21 protein-coding genes are annotated in these 20,631 nt (G+C 64.5%); 9 read left to right on the forward strand and 12 right to left on the reverse strand.

Annotated elements, in window-relative coordinates; genetic code table 11:
• Positions 1-18: 18 nt before the first annotated feature.
• Positions 19-1,098 (reverse strand): nitrogen regulation protein NR(II), encoded by a 1,080-nt coding sequence (locus tag HCO70_RS09425; protein ID WP_172295257.1) that lies wholly within the window; start codon positions 1,096-1,098, stop codon positions 19-21.
• Positions 1,095-2,087: a tRNA dihydrouridine synthase DusB gene (gene dusB / locus HCO70_RS09430; protein ID WP_172295259.1), complete on the reverse strand. Its 993-nt coding sequence runs from the start codon at positions 2,085-2,087 to the stop codon at positions 1,095-1,097. The genes HCO70_RS09425 and dusB overlap by 4 nt, the downstream gene beginning before the upstream one ends.
• A gap of 187 nt (positions 2,088-2,274) precedes the next feature.
• Between dusB and HCO70_RS09435 the strand changes: the two genes are divergently transcribed.
• From HCO70_RS09435 to HCO70_RS09445, 3 genes are read left to right on the forward strand one after another with little or no spacing between them, the layout of a single operon-like run.
• Positions 2,275-3,408 (forward strand): bifunctional 2-C-methyl-D-erythritol 4-phosphate cytidylyltransferase/2-C-methyl-D-erythritol 2,4-cyclodiphosphate synthase, encoded by a 1,134-nt coding sequence (locus HCO70_RS09435; protein ID WP_172295261.1) that lies wholly within the window; start codon positions 2,275-2,277, stop codon positions 3,406-3,408.
• On the forward strand, positions 3,405-3,899 hold the full coding sequence (locus HCO70_RS09440) for a phosphatidylglycerophosphatase A (protein ID WP_172295263.1): 495 nt from the start codon (positions 3,405-3,407) through the stop codon (positions 3,897-3,899). The genes HCO70_RS09435 and HCO70_RS09440 overlap by 4 nt, the downstream gene beginning before the upstream one ends.
• Entirely contained in the window at positions 3,896-4,384 is a 489-nt protein-coding gene (locus HCO70_RS09445; protein WP_172295265.1) for a CinA family protein, read from the forward strand. Before HCO70_RS09440 ends, HCO70_RS09445 begins: the two co-directional genes overlap by 4 nt.
• A gap of 43 nt (positions 4,385-4,427) precedes the next feature.
• Here HCO70_RS09445 and HCO70_RS09450 read toward each other — a convergent pair whose 3' ends face one another.
• On the reverse strand, positions 4,428-5,756 hold the full coding sequence (locus HCO70_RS09450) for an MmgE/PrpD family protein (protein WP_216665310.1): 1,329 nt from the start codon (positions 5,754-5,756) through the stop codon (positions 4,428-4,430).
• 135 nt (positions 5,757-5,891) lie between these two features.
• Positions 5,892-6,335: a type II toxin-antitoxin system RatA family toxin gene (locus HCO70_RS09455; protein WP_172295269.1), complete on the reverse strand. Its 444-nt coding sequence runs from the start codon at positions 6,333-6,335 to the stop codon at positions 5,892-5,894.
• Between the two features lie 73 nt (positions 6,336-6,408).
• Here HCO70_RS09455 and hpt point away from each other — a divergent pair, with 73 nt between their 5' ends.
• Both hpt and HCO70_RS09465 read left to right on the forward strand, forming a co-directional pair.
• A complete protein-coding gene (hpt, locus tag HCO70_RS09460; protein ID WP_172295271.1) occupies positions 6,409-6,951 on the forward strand; it encodes a hypoxanthine phosphoribosyltransferase in 543 nt (180 codons plus the stop codon).
• Positions 6,952-7,042: 91 nt separating this feature from the next.
• On the forward strand, positions 7,043-7,225 hold the full coding sequence (locus HCO70_RS09465; protein WP_172295273.1) for a hypothetical protein: 183 nt from the start codon (positions 7,043-7,045) through the stop codon (positions 7,223-7,225).
• Between the two features lie 7 nt (positions 7,226-7,232).
• On the opposite strand, the gene HCO70_RS09470 is transcribed toward HCO70_RS09465, so the two are convergent.
• Entirely contained in the window at positions 7,233-8,093 is an 861-nt protein-coding gene (locus HCO70_RS09470; protein WP_172295275.1) for a LysR family transcriptional regulator, read from the reverse strand.
• 97 nt (positions 8,094-8,190) lie between these two features.
• Between HCO70_RS09470 and HCO70_RS09475 the strand changes: the two genes are divergently transcribed.
• A complete protein-coding gene (locus HCO70_RS09475) occupies positions 8,191-8,655 on the forward strand; it encodes a cytochrome c (RefSeq protein WP_172295277.1) in 465 nt (154 codons plus the stop codon).
• A gap of 22 nt (positions 8,656-8,677) precedes the next feature.
• Entirely contained in the window at positions 8,678-9,586 is a 909-nt protein-coding gene (locus HCO70_RS09480) for a cytochrome c (protein WP_172295279.1), read from the forward strand.
• Here HCO70_RS09480 and HCO70_RS09485 read toward each other — a convergent pair.
• The 7 genes from HCO70_RS09485 to HCO70_RS09515 form a co-directional block, all read right to left on the reverse strand.
• Positions 9,538-10,473 (reverse strand): GNAT family N-acetyltransferase, encoded by a 936-nt coding sequence (locus HCO70_RS09485; protein ID WP_172295281.1) that lies wholly within the window; start codon positions 10,471-10,473, stop codon positions 9,538-9,540. The two genes, HCO70_RS09480 and HCO70_RS09485, sit on opposite strands and share 49 nt — an antisense overlap.
• A gap of 186 nt (positions 10,474-10,659) precedes the next feature.
• Positions 10,660-11,421, reverse strand: a complete 762-nt coding sequence (locus HCO70_RS09490) for a glutaredoxin (protein WP_253913145.1) — start codon at positions 11,419-11,421, stop codon at positions 10,660-10,662.
• A gap of 85 nt (positions 11,422-11,506) precedes the next feature.
• Positions 11,507-12,598: an ABC transporter ATP-binding protein gene (locus tag HCO70_RS09495; protein WP_172295283.1), complete on the reverse strand. Its 1,092-nt coding sequence runs from the start codon at positions 12,596-12,598 to the stop codon at positions 11,507-11,509.
• Between the two features lie 12 nt (positions 12,599-12,610).
• Complete coding sequence (locus tag HCO70_RS09500; protein WP_371742176.1) at positions 12,611-14,272, reverse strand: alpha-glucosidase family protein; 1,662 nt, start codon at positions 14,270-14,272, stop codon at positions 12,611-12,613.
• 17 nt (positions 14,273-14,289) lie between these two features.
• Positions 14,290-15,624 (reverse strand): carbohydrate ABC transporter permease, encoded by a 1,335-nt coding sequence (locus tag HCO70_RS24815; RefSeq protein WP_253913146.1) that lies wholly within the window; start codon positions 15,622-15,624, stop codon positions 14,290-14,292.
• Entirely contained in the window at positions 15,624-16,622 is a 999-nt protein-coding gene (locus HCO70_RS09510; RefSeq protein ID WP_172295285.1) for a carbohydrate ABC transporter permease, read from the reverse strand. Before HCO70_RS09510 ends, HCO70_RS24815 begins: the two co-directional genes overlap by 1 nt.
• Positions 16,623-16,741: 119 nt before the next feature.
• Positions 16,742-18,001 (reverse strand): ABC transporter substrate-binding protein, encoded by a 1,260-nt coding sequence (locus tag HCO70_RS09515; protein WP_172295287.1) that lies wholly within the window; start codon positions 17,999-18,001, stop codon positions 16,742-16,744.
• Between the two features lie 256 nt (positions 18,002-18,257).
• Between HCO70_RS09515 and HCO70_RS09520 the strand changes: the two genes are divergently transcribed.
• The gene (locus HCO70_RS09520; RefSeq protein ID WP_172295289.1) at positions 18,258-19,292 is read left to right on the forward strand and encodes a LacI family DNA-binding transcriptional regulator; all 1,035 of its coding nucleotides are present in this window, start codon (positions 18,258-18,260) and stop codon (positions 19,290-19,292) included.
• Between the two features lie 13 nt (positions 19,293-19,305).
• Positions 19,306-20,631 (forward strand): GH1 family beta-glucosidase, encoded by a 1,326-nt coding sequence (locus HCO70_RS09525; protein WP_172295291.1) that lies wholly within the window; start codon positions 19,306-19,308, stop codon positions 20,629-20,631.

The following is a 20,631-nucleotide window of genomic DNA, read 5'->3' on the forward strand; positions in this document are numbered from 1 at the left end:
TCGCCTCCTTGGCATACATTACTGGTCCTCCCTCGTCTCTTTCGGCGCGACCGGGAGCGAAATGCGGAAGACGGTCTTGCCCGGCACTGAATCAACAGAGATCCAGCCGTCGTGGTCGGAGATGATCTTGCTGACGAGCGCCAGGCCGAGCCCGGTGCCGTTCTCTCGGCCCGAAACGAACGGGTCGAAGATCTCCGTCGCAATTTCGGGCGGGATACCCGGCCCGTCGTCGACGATCTCGATCTGCAGCGGCAGGGCGCCGCCTGCCCCGTCCCGGCGGCGCAGCCGCAGGGACATGTCGTAGAAGCTGCGCAGGCGGATCGTGCCGCCCTGCCCGCCCGACGCCTCTGCCGCGTTCTTCAGAAGGTTCAGGAATACCTGCAGCATCTGGTCGGAATCGACATAGGTGGGCGGAAGCGAGGGATCGAATTCCTCGACGATCTTCATGTTCGCGGCATAGCCGACCATCGCCGATTTGCGGGCGCGGTCGAGAAGATCGTGGATGTTGACCACGCGCCGCTCGGGCGGGCGCAGGTTGCCGAACTGCTCGACCTGCTCCAGCAGCGCGACGATGCGGCGGCTTTCGGCGACGATCAGGTCGGTCAGTTCGAGGTCGCCGTCGCGCAGGTTCATCGACAGCAGCTGTGCCGCCCCGGTGATGCCGGCGAGCGGGTTCTTGATCTCGTGCGCCAGCATCTCGGCCATGCCGATGGCGGACTTGGCGGCCGAGGTCACGGAATAGGCGCGGCCCATGCGGTCGGCGATCTGGCGCGGTTCCAGCAGGACGAGCACGTGCCCGGGCTGGCCGATCAGCGGGGCGATCTGGATGTTGCACTGCACCGGGGCGGAATTGCCGCCCGATACGTCGACCTTGTTGATGAACAGTGGCGACAGGTCGGTGCGGACGCGGGCGAAGGCCTCTTCCAGTGGGGCGTCTATCGCGAGCCGGTCGAAGATCGGCGCGCTGCGCAATGCCCGCGCGGAGAGGTTCAGGAACTGCTCTGCCGGGGCGTTGACCTCTGCGATCCGGTCGTCGCCATCGACGACGAAGGCGGGAACCGGCAGCGAGGCCCAGATGGTTTCACCGAGCGAGGTCATGCGGCCTCCAGCGCCGGCTCGGCCAGTGCGCCCGGCAGCAGGCGCAGGGTGCCTGCCGGCGTGGCGGTCAGCACCTCGCGCCGCAGGGCGGCGGGCGTGCCGGCGACGTCCATGTACCAGCCGAGGTGCTTGCGGACGACGCGGGCGCCCAGCGTGGTGCCGTAGAAGGACAGCGCATCCTGGTAATGCGCGGCGGCCATGTCGGCGAAGGCGGCGCCTTCGGGGATGCGGGGCTTGGGTGTGCCGTAGAGCGCCGCGGCAATCTGTGCCAGCAGCCACGGCTTTCCCTGCGCGCCGCGACCCACCATGACACCGTCGGCGCCGGAGCGGGCCAGCGCCATGCGCGCGTCGGCCGGGCCGCAGATGTCGCCGTTGGCGATCACCGGGATCGATACCGCGTCCTTTACGGCGCGGATCGCGGCCCAGTCGGCGCGGCCCTTGTAGAACTGGCAGCGGGTGCGGCCGTGGATGGTGATCATCCGAACCCCGGCGGCCTCTGCCCGGTGCGCCAGTTCCGGGGCATTCCGCAGCGTGTCGTCCCAGCCGAGCCGGGTTTTCAGTGTCACAGGCACGGTGACGGCACCGACGACCGCCTCGATCAAGGTCAGCGCGTGGTCCAGATCCTTCATCAGCGCCGAGCCGCAGGCGCCCGCGCCGGAGGCGCTGGTCACCTTCTTGGCCGGGCACCCCATGTTGATGTCGATGATCCGCGCGCCATTGGCCTCTGCCATCCGCGCGGCCTCGGCCATCCAGAACGCTTCGCGCCCCGCAAGCTGAACCGCCGTCCGCCCGTCCCCGAATCCCAGTTCCGCCTTTTCGCGCACGCCGGGTTTTGCCTGCACCATCTCCTGGCTGGCCACCATCTCGGACACCACGAGACCAGCCCCGAAACCGGCGACGAGCCGGCGGAACGGAAGGTCTGTGATGCCGGCCATCGGAGCCAACAGAACGGGAGGCGCGAACGTGAGTGACGCCACTTGAATGGTCAAATGCCTATTCCTTGTGCGGACGGTTTGGGAGGTAATGCGGTATCGGGGCAATGACAATTCCCGAAGACTTGATTAACCAATCAATTTTACAGTTGCGTAAAATTTAATCACTTCCGCCCGCGAAACGTCCTCCATTGTCACCTCTGCGGTCTGGCAATAGACAGACGGCCATGTCCGAGGATGCCGAATGAGCCGCACCGCCGCCATCATTGTCGCCGCCGGGCGGGGTCTGCGCGCGGGCGGCCCCGTGGCGAAGCAATGGCAGCCTCTGGCGGGCCGAAGGGTGATCGACCGGACGCTGGATGCGTTCCGCGATGCGCCGGGCGTCGACCGGATCGTCGTGGTGCTGCATCCGCAGGAAATGCCGCTATGCGAAGGGCTTGGCGAGGTTCTGGCGGTCGCGGGCGGCGATAACCGGTCCGATTCGGTGCGCGCCGGGCTGGAGGCGCTGGCGGATGGCGGCTTTGACCGGGTCCTGATTCACGACGCGGCCCGGCCATTGGTCAGCCAGCGCATCATCGCGGACGTGATCGCGGCGCTGGAGGACAATCAGGGCGCGGCGCCGGCGCTTGCGGTCACCGATGCGCTTTGGCGCGGCGATGACGGAATTGTAACAGGCCTGCAGCCGCGCGACGGGCTGCTCCGGGCACAGACGCCGCAGGGGTTCCATTTCGACCCGATTCTCGCAGCGCACCGGGCGCATGGCGGCGCGGCGGCGGACGATGTTGAAGTGGCGCGCGCCGCAGGGATCAAGGTGGCGATGGTCCCGGGCGAGGAACGGAACCTGAAGCTCACCCAACCGGGTGATTTCGTCCGCGCCGAAGCGATGTTGAGGGAAGCGATGGACATACGGCTGGGCAACGGGTTCGACGTGCACCGGTTCGGCGAGGGCGACCACGTGGTGCTGTGCGGGGTCAGGGTTCCGCATGACAAGGCGCTGATGGGCCATTCCGATGCAGATGTCGGGATGCACGCGGTGACCGATGCGATCTATGGCGCGCTGGCGCTGGGCGATATCGGCCGCCATTTCCCGCCCTCCGACCCGCAGTGGAAGGGCGCCGACAGTGCCCTGTTCCTGCGCCACGCGGTCGCGCAGGCAACGGAGCGCGGATATGCGATCAGTTCGGTGGACGTGACGGTGATCTGCGAACGGCCCAAGGTCGGCCCACATGCGCAATCGATGACCGAAAGGATGGCGGAGATCATGAAAGTGGAACCCGGGCGCATCTCGATCAAGGCGACCACGACGGAAACGCTTGGCTTTACCGGCCGGGAGGAAGGGATCGCCGCGCTTGCGACGGCCCTGCTGGCGCGCGCATGAGCCGTCTGATCGCAACCTTCTTTTACGTGGGCTACCTGCCCTGGGCGCCGGGCACGTGGGGCACGGCCTTTGCGATCCCGGTGGCCTGGGTCCTGCACGGGCTGGGCGGATTTCCCCTGCTCGTGGCCGCGACAATCGTCGTCGTGCTTGCCGGGTGGTGGGCCACGTCGATGGAGACGCAGGGCGCGACCGATCACGACCCGTCCGAGATCGTGATCGACGAGGTGGCGGGTGTGTGGATCGCGCTCTGGCCGTTGTCGGGCGGGCTTTGGCACGCAGGCGTGGATTCGTGGGTGTTTCCCTGGCCGGGCTGGGTCGGGGCGTTCATCTTCTTCCGCCTGTTCGACATCTGGAAACCGGGCCCCGTCGGCTGGGCGGACCGCCGCGGCGATGCGCTGGGCGTGATGCTGGACGACCTGATCGCCGGAGTGATGGCGGCGGTGGTCATCGGGATCGCTGCCTTCGTGGCGCACGGGCTGATGGGCGTATGACGACGCGGGCGGAGACGCTGCTGTCCCGCGCCCGGACAGCGGGAGCGATCATTGCCACCGCGGAAAGCTGCACCGGCGGACTGATCGCCGGTGCGATCACCGATGTGGCGGGTTCTTCTGAAATCTTCGACCGGGGATTCGTCACCTATTCCAACGCCGCGAAGGTCGAGATGCTGGGGGTTCGTCAAGCAACGCTGGACGCGCATGGGGCGGTCAGCGAGGCGGTTGCCGGCGAAATGGCGGCGGGCGCGCTGGCGCGGTCGGCGGCAACCATCGCGGTTTCGGTGACGGGGATCGCCGGGCCCGGTGGGTCTGAACACAAGCCCGAAGGCCGGGTCTGTTTCGGGCTGGCACGCGAGGGCCTGCCGGTGGAGGTGCAGGTGATGGAGTTCGGCGCGCTGGGCCGTGCGGCCGTTCGGCAGGCGACCGTGGACTATGCGCTGGACCTGATGCTGATGGCGTTGAAGCCCGGGGCGCAGATTTAGGTTAGCTATGCCGCTCTAGGTTTTGATACAAATAAAAAAAACATCATCCGCTCGCCGCGACCTGTGCCGGAAACTGTCCACCGACACAGCGAATGAAAGCCGGCAGGTGCGGCTTTTCCTGGGTCGTGATCGTTTTCCAGATCGGGCCGAAGATCGGGTCGCCCAGCAGCGCGCGCGCCTTGCCGCGCAGCTTGGTGGCCCGGTCGGGCATCGGAAGCGGCGTCTGCAGATCATGAACCGCCTCGAACGTGCTGCCGCTGGCGACCGAAACGGCGACGTGGGTTGCCGAGACCGAGAGGCTGTCGTCGCCTTCCACCCTTACCTTGTCGCGCAGTTCGATCAGGCGCGGGCGCTTGCAGGCTTCATCGCTGAACGTCGCCAGATCCGCCGTCTCCTGCCCGTCCAGCGCCATCGCCGCGCAGAGCCGCAGACTGAACTTCGCCGCCAGCCCGGTTTCGGGCGTTTCGATGTTGCAGACCTTCAGCCAGCTTGGATGGACGCGGAGGGTTACCGTGTCGATGGTCTGCCCGGCGAGGCGCGGCGCCATACCTGTCAACGCCTCCACGGTCGCGTGGGTGCCGTGGCAGCAGGCGTGGAACTTGTGCGTGATATGGTCGAAGCGCCAGTCCTCCCCCAGTTCGTCGAAAGCATCGGCGTTCCGTTCCGCGGCATGGGTATCGGCAAAGCCCTGGGCGCATTCGATGCCGTCGGGGCGCGAGATGATGCCGGCGGCGCCCAGCGTCGCCGCCTCCACCCCCGCAGCGGCGGCCAGACCGGCGTGATAGGGTTTTCCCATGGTACCGAACTGCGATTTCAGCCCGGACGCGCGTGTGGCGGCGATGGACAGCGCGTGGGCCATGCGGTGGGCATCGAGTTTCAGGATCCGGCCGACGGCAGCGGTGGCGCCGAAGGTGCCGGCGGTCGCGGTCATGTGGAAACCCGCATCGTAATGCGACCGGCCCAGCCATTCGCCGAGGCGAATTGCCACCTCCGCCCCGATCAGGCAGGCATCGAGGAAGCGGCCGCCGTCGGCCCCTTCCCGTTCCGCCACGGCGAGTGCCGCGGGTATGATGGCGACCGACGGGTGGGCGATGGGGCCGAAATGCGTGTCGTCGAAATCCAGCGCATGCGAGGTGGCGCCGTTCGACAGGGCGGCGGCACGGGCTGGTGCACGCGTGCTGTCGCAAAACAGCGTCGATTGCGGCGCGCCAGCTTCGGCTCGGACCATCTCGCGCACAATGCGCGAGACCGGTTCGTTCCGCCCGGCGATGCCGCAGACCGCCCAGTCGAACAGCGACAGCCGCATCATTGCGCGCGCGCCTTCGCTCGGCAGCGCCGCGACCGCGAATTTCGCCAAAGTCTCGGTTACCATCACATCCAACTCTCCCAACCGGATGGCCGCCCATAACAATGTCGGCGTGCGCGAAGGCCCGCTCGGGGACGCCCCGCCTCCTCCTATCGCGGCAAATCGTAAAGATTGGGTTCCCGGCTGACCAGAGCCGGCGCGTCAGCCGTGAAGCGCGTTCGCGCGGTTTTCGAACGCGGCGACGATGCGGTGCATCGCCTGATTGAAGACCAGCCCGATGGCACGCTGCAGGATCATGTTCCTGAACTCGAAATCAACATCGAAGGCCACTTCGCACCCCTCGTCGAGATCGCGGAAGTTCCAGACGGATTTCAGATATTTGAAAGGCCCGTCAATGTATTCCGTGACGATCTTCAACTCCTCGTCGTGAAGTTCGACGCGGCTGCCGAACTTCTCGCGGAAGACCTTGAAGGAGATCACGAGATCCGCTTCCATCAGGCGGCCATAGTCGGTGTCGACCAGCTTGTTGACCCGTGCGGCGGCGCACCAGGGCAGGAACTCGGGGTACTTTTCCACGTCGGCGACCAGATCGTACATCTGTCTGGCGGAGTACGGCAGGCGCCGGGTTTCGGAATGTGCGGTCATACGGAACTGGATTCTACTTTCGTCTGATGCCGTGTTTCGTATGGTTCCCGGGCGGGGAATCCAAGGGGGCGGCATGTCTCAGCCTGACTATGTGGTCGATCAGATGATATCGGCAAAGGCCATCGCGGCCCGGATCGAAGAGCTTTCGGACGAGATCGAAGCGACTTTCGCGGGCACCGGCAAACTGATCGTCGTGGGCCTGCTGCGCGGATCGTTCGTGTTCATCGCCGACCTCGTGCGCGAACTGGAACTGCCGGTGGAGGTCGATTTCCTCGAGGCGTCCTCTTACGGCGACACGATGGAATCGAGCCGCGAGGTGCGCATCCTGAAGGATCTGCGCGGCGAGATTGCCGGGCGCGACGTTCTGGTCGTCGAGGATATCGTGGACACGGGATTCACCCTCAGCCACGTCGTGCGGCTGCTGGAAAGCCGCGAGCCACGGCGGCTGGAGACCATCGCGCTGCTCGACAAGCCGTCTCGGCGTGAGGTGGAGATCAAGGCGACCTGGACCGGTTTCGAGATCCCCGACGAATTCGTGGTGGGCTATGGCATCGACTATGCCCAGCGGAACCGCAACTTGCCCTATATCGGCAAGGTCCGGTTCACCGGCGCCTGAGGGCCCGCCGGGGCGCGGGTTGAGCACGGCGCGACAATCGCCTTGAATGGCGGCATCACGCGGCCCTGCCGCGCCAATTGACGGAGACCTGATGGGACCGGCCTGGTTCCTGCGAATGAAGCGCTGGGCGCAGCACCCGCCATCGTGGCAGCGGGTTGTCTTTGTGATCGCCATCGTCGCCGTCTGCCTGGCGCTGTTCGCCTACGAGCGTTTCTTCGGGTGGCCCGAGTGGCTGACGCCGAACCGGTTCCCGGCGGGGCGCGTGGTGCGCTGACTAGGACCTAGAGCTCGCCGAGCAGCAGCTTTGCCCGTGTCGCCAGCGCCTCGGCCAGCCGGTCGCGCACAACGGCAATGCGTGGCGCCGCCGCCAGATCCGCGTGGCTCGCCACCCAGAGCGGCACCGACATCGCCGGCATCACGCCTTCCAGACGGTCGAGCCGTGGATCGGCGTCGCCGAGGATCGCGGGCAGGATCGTGCGCCCCATGCCGGCCGCCGCCATCTCTCGCAGGGTGACGAAGCTGTCGGATGACCCGGCAATGCCGCCGGGCATATGCCGCTCCGCCAGCCATTTCGCGGGCACGGAGCGTGACAGGGCACCGCCGGGCACGAGCCACCGGTCCGGCGCGCCGGGCGCGGCATAGGGCGCGAAGCCGAGATCCGCGGCGGGGATGCCTGTCAGATCGTCGGGCAATGCGGCGGCGGGGCGAACCGCGATATCAGACTGAAGGCGGGCAAGGTCGAGATGCGCATTCGAACAGATCAGTTCCAGTTTCAGGCCGGTCGCGTCCCTTCCCACCTCTGCCAGGGCCGGAGGCAGCAGGGTGGAACAGAGAGTGTCGGTGGACGTGACCCGGACGGTTCCGGTGAGCGGGGCGTGGCCGCCCTCGATGACGCGTTCGACGGCGAGGATCGCCGCCTCGACCTCTCGAGCGGCCTCGAACAGTCGCTGACGGTCCTGCGGCACGGCATAGCCCTGCGGGGTGCGAAGAAACACCTCGCCGCCATGCCTTTCTTCGAATGCCGCAATCCTGCGCAGCACCGTGGCGTGGTTCACGCCCAGAGACCGCGCGGCCGCCGCCACCGATCCATTCTCGGCAACCGCCAGCACGAAGCGCAGATCGTCCCAGTTACCCTTGTGCAATTGCTCACAGCCTCGCCGCAAAATTGGTCACTGGTATTCCAATAACTCACAGCTACCATTCCGCTACGTCAAAATCTTTTGATCAGGGAGCCAGCAGATGAGAATCGCAAGCATTACCCTTCTCGGCGCGGCCATCGCTGTCGCGGGCAGTGTCGTCCTTGCCGCCAGCCATGTGAATGTCGAGGGAGCGATCAAGGCCCGTAAGGCCCATATGCAACTGAATGCCTACAACCTCGGTATCCTCGGAAACATGGCCAAGGGCGACGTCGATTTCGACGCCGATGCAGCCCAACGCGCGGCGGACAACCTTGCCGCGCTTGCAGCGATGGACACCACCGCTTACTGGCCACCGGGTTCGAGCAATGCGGATGTCGAAGACACCCGTGCCCTGCCCGCCATGTGGGATAACATCCCTGACGTTCTGGAAAAGGTCGCGGCGCTGCAGGCCGCCACAGAGGCGATGGCTGGAGCCGCGGGAACGCTGGAAGGCGTACAGGCGAACATGGGTGGTATCGGCGGGGCTTGCGGAGCCTGTCATCAGAGCTATCGTCAAACCGACTGAGGTTTTTCGATAGGATCAGGGCATGCGCCGTTTTTTGCTTTTTCTGGTCGTCCTGATTGTCATCGGGGCGGCCGTTTTCTGGTGGATTACCAAACCCGTAACGGCCAGTGCTGAAGTTCTGGAAGGGATCGAGCCGGATCTCGCGCAGGGTGAGTTGGTGTTTTACGCCGGTGGCTGCGCCTCGTGCCACGCCGCCGTGGATGCGAGCGGCGAGGACAAGCTGGTCCTGTCCGGCGGCCAGGGCTTTGCCAGCCCTTTCGGCACCTTCTACGCGCCGAACATTTCCTCCGATCCGGACGCCGGGATTGGTGACTGGTCGGCGCTCGACCTGTACAATGCGATGCACAACGGCGTGTCGCCGGAAGGCAGCCATTATTACCCGGCTTTTCCCTACGCCTCCTATATCCGGGCCACGCCCGAGGATATCGTCTCGCTTCACGCCTTCCTGCAGACCTTGCCGGCGAGCGATGCCGCGAACACGCCGCATGACGTTGGATTTCCGTTCAACATCCGTCGCAGCCTTGGTGGCTGGAAATGGCTTTTCCTGAACGATGACTGGGTAGTGAATGCGGATCTGGATCCGGTGCAGACACGCGGGCGGTATCTGGCGGAGGCGCTTGGTCATTGCGGCGAATGCCACACGCCGCGCAATGCGCTGGGCGGGCTGGAGACCACGAAATGGCTGAGCGGCGCACCGAACCCGGCCGGGCGCGGCTCTTTCCCGAACATCACGCCCGGTGCGCTGGACTGGTCGGAAGCGGATCTGATCGAGTATTTCACCTCGGGCTTCACGCCCGATTTCGACAGCGCAGGCGGGCACATGGCTCTGGTGGTCCAGAACCTCGCCGAACTGCCGGAAGAGGACCGCGCCGCGATTGCCGCCTATCTCAAGATGGTGCCGGTCGTGGAGCCGGAACCGGCGGACGGCTGAGGCGATGGGCGCCACGGCAGTACGAGGCCCGTGCTGCCGAGCCTGCGTACTGTCGCGCCCGTCCCCAGCTTGAACCGCGCCAGTCCCGGGGCGGTGACGGTGTCGAGCGTGCCCAGATCGAGACGCCGGCGGCCCCTGCCCGCGAAGTGTAGCATCGCGCGCCAGAGCAGCAGGTTATGCGCCGAGACAGCACGACCCGCGTCGCCGGACCAGCCGAGTTGATAGGTCACGCCGGGCGGATGATCGAGGAACAGCATCGTCGCGATGGTTTCGCCGCGCTGGCGGGCGGAAAAGAGTTGCGGCGGCGGTCCGGGGGTCTCGGACCATGCGCTCAGGAATGCGGGTGGCAGGCCGCAATAGCCGCGTGCGCGGGATTGGGCGCGGTCGAGGTCGGCCAGTTGCTGCAGCTCCTGACGCGAGGGGGTCGTGACGGTGATCTTCAGCTTCGCCTCTTCCGCCCGGCTCAGCCGGTTGCGCCATTTGCCGTGCATGCGTCGGCGCATGGTGGCGGCCTCGGTGAGGACAAGTTCCGCGTGGGTCTGAGGCGTCACGAGCGGCAGGAGGCCGGGTGTCTCCGTTTCGGGTGCGACGATCAGAAGGCGCAGGCCGTGTCCGGGCAGCGTTCGGTGCAATGCGGATAAGATCTCCGGACCGCAGACGCCTACAGGGCCGCGCGGCAGGTAGCCTGCAGTGACCGGCCCTGCCCGGCGGATAATCGTCTGGGCAAGCGCCCTGCCCTCCGTTGTCCGGATCTCAGCGCGGCACACGTGGCGACCGTGGGCCGCGACCGCCGCGCCGTAACGCCAGCTTTGCTGCATCGCGCAGGCGTCGGGCGGCAGGGCCTCCTGCCATGCGGCGGTGTCCAGTCTGTCCCAGCGGATCTCCATGGAGACGTTAACGCATCAGAAACCTAATGCCAGCTTAATGGCGCTATGCAGCGAACGAACGACTCAGTTTCGGGGATACATGCCCCGCCCCCGCGGCCTACCCTCTGGGCCGCGGGGCTTTTGGCCGCCGCGTGGAGTGCGCTTTTCCTTGCCGGGCTGGCGCTCTGGGCGCTGCTTACCTGAGGGTCAGAGGCCGAGGATCATTCGCAGCGGCATCCACACGCCCATCGCCAGCATCATCAGGTTTTCGGTCAGGGAGACAAAACCCAGGGGCACATTGCTGTCACCGCCGACGCAGGCGCATTTCAGCTCTCGCTTGTCGATGTAGACAGCCTTGAACACCGATACCGCGCCGATCGTTCCGATGACCACCGCCACCGGGGCCGCCAGCCAGACGGCGACACCGCCGGCCAGCATCAGAATGCCCGCGAACGCCTCGGCGAAGGGGTAAATGTAGCCGTAGCGCACCCAGCGCCGCGCCAGCAGGTCGTAGTTCAGGAACATCGTCGAGAAGCTTTCGACATCCTTCAGCTTCTGCACTGCGAGGAAACACATCGACAGTGCGATGAACCATTCCAGCGTGCGCAGGACCAGCGGAGTGCCGAAGGCGGCCCAGGCAAGCGCCACGGCCATGAGGAAGGCGGTGGCGAAGATGGCGATGACCGGCTGATAACTCGTTTCCTGCTCGGGGTCGTCCTTGCCGAAATGCACACGCAGGTCGTCGTAACCGCCGATCCGTTTGTCGCCGATCCATGTCTGCGGGGTGGTCTCCACCCCATGTCGGTCCATGAAGGCTTCGGTTTCCTCACGGGTGGTCAGAGGATGGTCCTCTACCTCGTAGCCTTCGCGTTCCAGCAGGTCCCTGGATTTCAGGCCGAACGGGCACAGGTGGTCGGGCATGAGCATGCGATAAAGCACGGCTTTGCGGGACTGAGTCGTATCGAGCATGGCGGAGGCGTTTCCTTCCCTTCAAGAAGGAAACGAAGCTACCCGCCCCGATGTTCCGATATTCCCGGCTCAGTCCGCCCGCCGGTCAGCGGTAGAGCAGCGACTTGCCTTCGTGGAACAGGTGCACCTTTCCCGGCGCCGCATCGAGCCGGAGATCCTTGCCGCGCAGGTCGTCGTGGATGCCGGGCAGCTTGGCGATCAGCGGATCGCGGCCATGCTCGGGCACAAAATACAGCAGCGTGACCTCTCCGAGCGCTTCCAGAATGTCGACCTTGCCGTCGATCACACAGGTTTCGCCCTGAGCCAGCGTCAGGTCTTCGGGCCGGACGCCGACCTTGACCTTCATCCCCATATCCGCGTCGGTCGTGGGGATCGCAGATACCGCGATGCCTTCGCCATCCAGCTTGATCCTTGTCTGCGCGCCGGTCTCGATCACCTCGCCGGGAATCAGGTTCATCGCGGGAGAGCCGATGAACTGCGCGACGAATTCGTTCTGCGGTTTCTCGTACAGGTCCAGCGGCGTGCCGACCTGACTGATCCCCTTGTCCGCCAGCACGACGATGCGCGAGGCGAGCGTCATCGCTTCCACCTGATCGTGGGTGACGTAGATCATGGTCGAGTCGGGCATCGATTCCTTGAGCTGAGCGATCTCGATCCGCGTGGCCACGCGCAGCGCCGCGTCGAGGTTCGAGAGCGGTTCGTCGAACAGGTAGACCTTGGGATCGCGCACGATGGACCGACCGATAGCCACCCGCTGCCGCTGTCCGCCGGACAGGGCCTTGGGCAGGCGGTCGAGATAGGGTTCAAGCTGCAGGATCTTTGCCGCCTTGTTCACCGCTGCGTCGATCTCTTCCTTGGTTTTCTTCGCGATTTTCAGTGCAAAGGACATGTTTTCCCGCACGGTCATGTGCGGGTAAAGCGCGTAGGATTGAAACACCATGGCAATGCCGCGCTGGGCGGGCGGCACGTCGTTGACGACCAGCCCGTCGATTTCCAGCGTGCCGGAGGTGATCTTTTCCAGCCCCGCGATCATCCGCAGCAGCGTTGACTTGCCGCACCCGGATGGGCCGACGAAGACGATCAGCTCTCCGGTCTGGATGTCGAGGTTGATGTCCTTCAGAACCTCGACCGTCCCGCCGTATTTCTTGCCGACATCGGTCAGTTTCAGCTCAGCCATGGGCGTCCTCCCTTACCCGTTCTTCTCGATGCCGAAATACGCGGCAAGCGGCGGCAGCATGACGGTTCCGTTCTCTGCCGTTCTCTCGTAGGGCGCGTCCGGCGCGGCTGTCCAGTCACCGTCGGGCAGCGAGACAGTTGCAGGCGCGCCGCCGAAATTGAAAGCACACAGAATGCGTTCTTTTTCATGGGCCCGGATCAGGACAAGGATGTCCTGACTGGCCTCCACCACCTCAAGGCTGCCCTTGGCGAAGGCGGCATGCGCCGTCCGGAACGCGATGGCCCTTCGGTAGAAGGCAAGCGTGGAGGACGGGTCGTCCTCCTGCACCGACACCGCGCGGTTCACGTGTTCCATCGCGACCGGCAGCCACGGCTTGCCCTCGGTGAAGCCGCCGTTGTGATTGTCGCGGTTCCACGGCATCGGAGTGCGGCAGCCGTCACGGCCCTTGAACTTCGGCCAGAAGCGGATGCCGTAGGGATCCTGAAGGTCCTCGTAGGCGACATAGGCCTCGGTCAGGCCCAGTTCCTCGCCCTGATACAGGCAGAGCGTGCCGCGTAGTGACATCAACAGCGCCGCGGCCAGGCGCAGCCCGTCCTCGGACAGGTACCAGCGCGAGGCGTGGCGCACCACGTCGTGGTTGGAAAACGCCCAGCAGGCCCAGCCGTCGCCGATGCCTTCCTCGTAATCCTTCAGCACCTGTGCCACGTGGCTGCCCGACAGCGGCTCGTTCGCGAGAAAGTCGAAGCCGTAGCACATGTGGACCTTGTCGCCGCCCGAGGTGTAGGCCGCCTGGATTTCCATCCCGCGCTGCGCCTCGCCGACCTCGCCCACCGCGGTGGAACCGGGAAACTCGTCCAGCACCGCCCGGAAACGCTTGAGGAATTCCAGGTTCTCGGGCTGGTTCTTGGAATAGAGGTGGTTCTGCCAGTTATACGGGTTCACCGCCGGCGCGGTCTTGTCGTTGCGCTCCGACGGGTCGAGCGCGGGATTGTCGCGCAGCTTCTTGTCGTGGAAATAGAAATTGATGGTGTCGAGACGGAAGCCGTCGACGCCCCGTTCCAGCCAGAAGCGGGTGATGTCCAGCAGCTCGTCCTGCACGGCCGGGTTGTGCAGGTTCAGGTCCGGCTGCGAGGTCAGGAAGTTGTGCAGGTAGTACTGCATCCGTTCCCCGTCCCATTCCCAGGCCGAGCCGCCGAAGATCGACAGCCAGTTGTTGGGCGGCGAGCCATCCGGTTTCGCATCGGCCCAGACATACCAGTCGGACCGGGCATTGTCGGCGGAGGCGCGGCTTTCCTTGAACCACGGGTGTACCTCGGAACTGTGCGAGATCACGAGGTCGATCAGGACCTTCAGGCCCAGTTCATGCGCGCGTTCGATCAGCGCGTCGAAATCTCCGAGCGTGCCGAACATCGGGTCGACATCGCGGTAGTCCGAGACGTCGTAGCCGAAGTCCAGCATCGGCGACTTCATGAAGGGCGAAATCCAGATCGCATCGACCCCGAGGGACGCGATATGCGGCAGGCGATGGATGATGCCGGCCAGGTCCCCGACCCCGTCGCCGTTGGAATCCTGATAGCTGCGGGGATAGATCTGGTAAATCACCGCGCCGCGCCACCAGTCGGGATCGGTGGAGGTGTTGTCGCGGTGCGGTGTCGTCGGGTCGAGCAGGTTCAACTTAGGCCTCTGTTTACTTACTTGACGGACCCGGCCAGAAGGCCGCGGACCAGGTATTTCTGCATCATGAAGAACACCAGCAGCGGAACGGCGATGGACACGAAGGCAGCCGTTGCCAGGATTTCCCAATTGCCGCCACGGGTGCCGAGAAGTTCGACGATCTGGTTGGTCATCACGGTCGTGTCGCCGGTGGCGTCGATCAGGAAGACCTTGGCGACCAGCAGGTCGTTCCACGTCCACAGGAACTGGAAGATCGCGAAGCTGGCGAGCGCCGGGAAACTGAGCGGCAGGATGATCCGCACGAAGATCTGGTAATCGGTGGCGCCGTCGACCTTGGCATTCTCGATGATGTCGCGCGGCAGGCCGACCATGTAGTTCCGGAGCAGGTAGATCGCCAGCGGCAGGCCAAAGCCGGTATGCGCCAGCCAGACCCCGAGGTAGCCCTTGCCGATGCCGATGGCGAGGTGAAGCTTCAGGAGCGGGATCAGCGCCAGTTGCAGCGGCACGACGAGCAGCGCCACGACGAAGGCGATCAGCAGCGCGCGACCAGGGAAATCCATCCACGCCAGCGCGTATGCGGCGAAGGCTGCGATCACGATGGGGATGATCGTGGCCGGGATCGTCACCGTCAGTGTGGACATGAAGGCTCGCGACATGTCGTCGGTGGACTGCGCGCCCGCGACCTTGCCACTGCTGAGACCGAATATCGCGATCAGCGCGAAGAACAGCAGGAAACCACCGATGTAATGCGCAAAGGACATCACGCCGGTTTCGTAGCTTCGGAAGATCAGCGTCAGGGCAAAGCCGAACAGTAGCGAGGCGACCGCGTAGATGACGATGTTCCTGGCTACATCCTTACCCAGCACCTGATCGTAGTTCGCGAGCGTGAATTCCGGTGGCACGGTTGCGGTAACAAACACCCGCTCGCCACGGCTGCCCTCGAAGGCTTCGGCGCTCTCCAGGCGATAGTCGCCGTTCTCCTCGACCGTGATTCTGGAACCGTCACGCATTTCGGCCGTCTCTCCGGGCTGGTAAGCGCCGATATCCCTGGCCGAAATCGCAAAGGCCGAAAGGTTGGAGACCGTGCTTTCCGCCTCTTCGAAGAGGTTGCCGGTGACTACGAACTGGTCGCCTTCCTGCACCTGCGTGTCCGGCGCCGCCGTCCGCAGGGTCAGGTTCTGTTCGATCGGAAAGGCCGCCTTCCACCAGCCGGTGGAGGAGATCTGGTCCGCCGTGCGGAACGACGAGATGAACAGGCCCACGGTCGGCACCATCCAGACGAAGACCAGCAGGGCGACGGAAAGGTGAACGGCCCAGGTGAGGCCAGCCTTGGAACCAGCGATGTTGTCCATTACCGCATCTCCTTCCGGGCCGAGCGCACGTTCCAGACAAGGATCGGCAGCACCAGGACCATGATCACGATCGCCGAGGCGGAGCCGACGCCCCAGTCACCGGCGCGGAACAGCTTGTCGTACATGTAGTTGGCCAGAACCTGCGTATTCCACTGGCCGTTGGTCATCGCAAATACGATGTCGAAGATCTTCAGCACGACCAGCGTGATCGTGGTCCAGACCACGACGATGGTGCCCGCGATCTGCGGCACCTTGATCTTGAAGAAGATCTGGAACGGGTTCGCGCCGTCGATGATCGCCGCCTCGATGGTTTCCTCGGGGATACCGCGCAGGGCGGCGGACAGGATCACCATGGCAAAGCCGGTCTGGATCCAGATCAGCACGATCATCAGGAACATGTTGTTCCACAGGGGGATGGTCAGCCATTGCTGCGGTTCACTTCCGCCAAGGCCAAGGTAGATGGCGTTCAGGATGCCGATCTGCTCCTGCCCCAGCGGCTTGGCGTCATAGACCAGCTTCCAGATCACCGATGCACCGACAAAGCTGATGGCCATCGGCATGAAGACCAGCGACTTGGCAAGGTTGCCCCACTTAATGCGGTCGGTCAGCTGCGCCGCCATCAGCCCGAAGGCGGTGGAGGCAGCGGGCACGATCAGGAGCCAAAGGAAATTGTTGCGCAGTGCTTCGAGGAATTTCGGCTCTCCGAACATCCGGGCGTAGTTGTCGAAGCCGACATACTGCCCGAGGGAGCGGTTGAAGAAGCTCAGCCGCAGCGTCTCGAACACGGGATAGGCAAGGTAGAGCCCAAGGGCGAACATCGCGGGAAACAGGAACAGCCAGGGGCGGATCGCGTTGGCGCGGTTTATGTTCTGGCCGATGTTCGGGCCCTTCGCCGGGAACAGGACCTTATCGAGGAACAGGTTCGACAGGTAGAAATACCCGATACAGCCACCGACGCCGATCGCGATCGTGATGACTGCCAGTAATGCCGGATGCATGCCGCCCTCCCTTCGCGCGGGTGACACGGATCGATGCCGCTTGTTTCACCCGTATCTTGCCGACGACCCGAGGCGCGGAACGCCCCGGGTCACCGATTTTCGTTATGTGTCAGGCAGGCTTACGGCCAGCTTGCCTGGATTTCCGAAGCGACGTCTTCGGCCGACTTGCCGCCGACGAAGTCGACCATGCCGGTCCAGAACGACCCCTGACCCACGGCCGGTGGCATCAGGTCCGACGCGTCGAAGCGGAAGGTGGTCGCGCCCAGCAGGATCTCGTTCATCTTGCGCAGGGTCGGGTCGGAGAAGACGTCGAGGTCAACGCCGGTATGCGGCGTCAGGAAGCCCTTGCGCGCCATCCACAGTTCATGTGCTTCCGGTGTTTCCAGGAACGCGATCAGCTCGTGCGCGGCGGGGCTGTCGTTGGTGATCGCCCACAGCGTGCCGGCGCCAAGAACCGGGTTGCCCAGGTCCTTCTCCGCGTAGGCCGGGAAGTAGAAGAAGTCGACATCCTCACCCACGACCGTGCCTTCCGGGAAGAAGGACGGGATGAACGACGCCTGACGGTGCATCATGCACTGCGCCGGCACATCGAACAGACCCTTGGGGGAATCGCGGAAGTCGGTGGACCCGACCGCCCCGGAGCCGCCCGCGACGAAATCGTCGTTCTTGGCAAACCAGCCGAATTCGTCGATGGCGGCCACCACGCGTTCGTCATCGAACGGGATCTCGTTCGACACCCATTCGTCGTAGACCTCGGGCGGCTGCGTGCGCAGCATCAGGTCCTCGACCCAGTCGGTCGCGGGCCAGCCGGTAGCGCCGCCGGACCCGAGGCCGATGCACCACGGCGTTTCGCCATCCTCGACCATCTGTTCGGTCAGCGCCTTCAGGTCTTCCATGGATTCCGGCACTTCGTAGCCGAAATCCTCGAAGTTTTCGGGGATGTACCAGACCAGCGACTTCAGATCGACCTTGTAGAAGAAACCGAAGAGCCGGTCTTCGCCGTTCTCGTCCGCATAGGTGCCGAGATCGACCCAGGACTGGCCGGCGGCGTAGTTGTCCTTCACCCAGTCCGCGGTTCCGTCGGCCAGCGGCGTCAGGAACCCGCGCGCGGCGAGGTTCGCGGCCAGCGCAGGTTGCGGGAACACCGAGACGTTCGGGGCCGATCCGGCCTCGGCGTCGATCTGGATCTGCTGCTCGAAGCTGTCCGAGCCGGTGTAACGCACGTCATGGCCGGATTCCTCGGCGAAGGCGTTCAGAATGACCTCGACATGCTCCTGGTCCGGACCGATCCACGGACCGAAAACGGTAATCTGTTCGGCATTTGCCGAACCGGCAACCAGCGCGACAGATGCTGCGCCGGTGTAGAGTAGATGTTTCATGGATTTCCCTCCCGATCTGGCGCGCTGGCGCCTTCCAAGGTGAACTGAGCGCCTGAATCGATTTCCAAAGCGCTTTGGGCGCCGTCAGGCTCTTTCATCTGAGGTTAACTGTCAATGCGCAATCGTCAAGGTACGAAGAATTAAAGGGAATTCTGCACCTGCAATGACGCAGCGCAGAAATTGAATGTTTTGACGCCGCTGCCATCCGCGCGTAGTTTCGAAATTGCCTCAAAGCGCTTTGACCACCGGAACGTGCATGAACCTCAAGGAACTGTCGGAAAAGCTGGGCCTCTCGCAAACCACAGTGAGCCGCGCGCTGAACGGCTATCCCGAGGTTGCCGAGGCGACGCGCCGCAAGATCCTCGAAGCCGCCGCAAAACACAACTATCGCCCGAACGCCCGCGCGAAAAGCCTTGCGACAGGCCGGGCCATGGCCGTGGGGCATGTCATTCCGGTGTCGTCGCAGCATGAAATGGTGAACCCGATCTTTGCGGACTTCATCGCCGGGGCCGGCGAGAGCTATCTAAGGCACGGATATGACATGGTGTTGTCACTCGTTCCCGACGACGAAGAGGAACGCGCATACCGAGAACTCGCCGCCAAGGGATCCGTCGACGGGATCATCGTTCATGGCCCCCGGATCGACGACACCCGCGTCGAAATGCTGCGCAAGATCGGCCTGCCCTTCGTGGTGCATGGCCGCATGTCGCGGCGGATCGACGATTACGACTGGGTGGACGTGAACAACCTCAGCGCCTTTCGACGTGCCACGGAGTTCCTGCTGGACCTCGGCCACCGCCGCATCGCCCTGATCAACGGTCTCGTCTCGATGGATTTCGCCGAGCGGCGCCTGATGGGCTATGTCGAGGCGCTCGAGGAACGCGGGCTTGAGAACGACGACGCATTGATACGGTCCGGAGAGATGACCGAGGCCTATGGATTCGATGCGACGACAGAAATGCTGGCCCTTACCGAGCCGCCGACCGCTTTCCTCTGTTCGTCGATGATCGCCGCCATGGGCGTGCGCCGCGCCGTCGAATTGGCAGAGCTGAAACTTGCGCGCGACGTTTCGATCATTACCCATGACGACGATCTGTCCTACCTGTCGAACGGACGCGAGGTTCCGATCTTCACCGCCACCCGCTCCTCGGTGCGGCAGGCGGGGCGCATCTGTGCCGAACGGGTGATCGACCTCGTCCAGAACCCCGACCAGCCGGCGCAACACTGCCTGCTGGAGGCCGAACTCACGGTGGGCCAGTCGACCGGTCCCGCCCCTACGAACCAAACCTGATTAAGAGGTATCCATGCTTCCCATACGCGCCGAATTCCCCAAGGGCTTTGTCTTCGGGGCGTCGACCTCGTCCTACCAGATCGAGGGCCACGCCCAGGGTGGCGCCGGCCGCACCCATTGGGACGATTTCGCCGCGACGCCCGGGAATGTGGTGCGGGCAGAGAACGGATCGCGGGCCTGCGATCACTATAACAGATACGAGGAAGACTTTGATCTTCTGGCAAAAATGGGGGTCGATGCCTACCGCTTCTCGACGTCCTGGGCGCGGGTCCTGCCGGAAGGGCGCGGTAAGCCGAACCCGGAAGGACTCGATTTCTACGACCGGCTCGTCGACGCGATGCTGGAGCGCGGGCTCAAACCCTTCCCGACGCTCTATCACTGGGAACTGCCCTCGCCGCTGGCCGATCTCGGCGGCTGGCGCAACCGCGACATCGCCGAGTGGTTCGGCGATTTCACCAAGGTGATCATGGGCCGCATCGGCGACCGCGTGCATGCCGCCGCCCCGATCAACGAGCCGTGGTGCGTGGCGTGGCTGTCGCATTTCATGGGTCTGCATGCCCCCGGCATCCGCGACATCCGCGCCGCCGCGCGGGCGATGCACCACGTCCTGCTGGCGCATGGCCGGTCGATCGAGGTAATGCGCGGGCTGGGCATGAAGAACCTCGGCGCCGTGACCAACCACGAATGGCCCCTGCCCGCCGACGGCACCGAGGAGGCCGCCAAGGCCGCGCATCTTTACGACGGGATCTATAACCGCTGGTTCCTGTCCGGCATCTATTCGGGCACCTATCCCGCCGACGTGCTCGAGGGGCTGGAGCCGCATATGCCGACGAACTGGCAGGACGACATGAAGGCGATCTCGGCGCCGGTCGACTGGGCGGGAATCAACTACTACACCCGCAAGCTGATCTCGCCGGGTGAGTCCGGCCTGTTCGGCGATTTCAAGGAAGGTGTCGGCGACCTGCCGCAGACGACGATGGGATGGGAGATCTATCCCGAGGGCCTGTACCAGATGATCAAGCGTGTCGGCGACGCCTATGCCCGGAACATCCCGATCTACGTAACGGAGAACGGCATGTCGGCGGCGGACGTGGTCCGAAACGGTGCCGTGAACGATCAGCACCGCATCGACTACCTGCAACAACACCTTGGGGTCGTGAAACGCGCCATCGCCGATGGCACCGACGTTCGCGGCTATTTCATCTGGTCGCTGCTGGACAATTACGAATGGGCGTTGGGATACGAAAAACGCTTCGGTCTGATCCATGTCGACTTCGACACTCTGGAACGCACGCCGAAAGCCTCTTATGACGCGCTGAAGAAAGCCCTGGCCAAGTAG

The sequence above is a fragment of the Pseudoruegeria sp. HB172150 genome (genome assembly GCF_013184805.1).
Lineage (GTDB): Bacteria > Pseudomonadota > Alphaproteobacteria > Rhodobacterales > Rhodobacteraceae > Psychromarinibacter.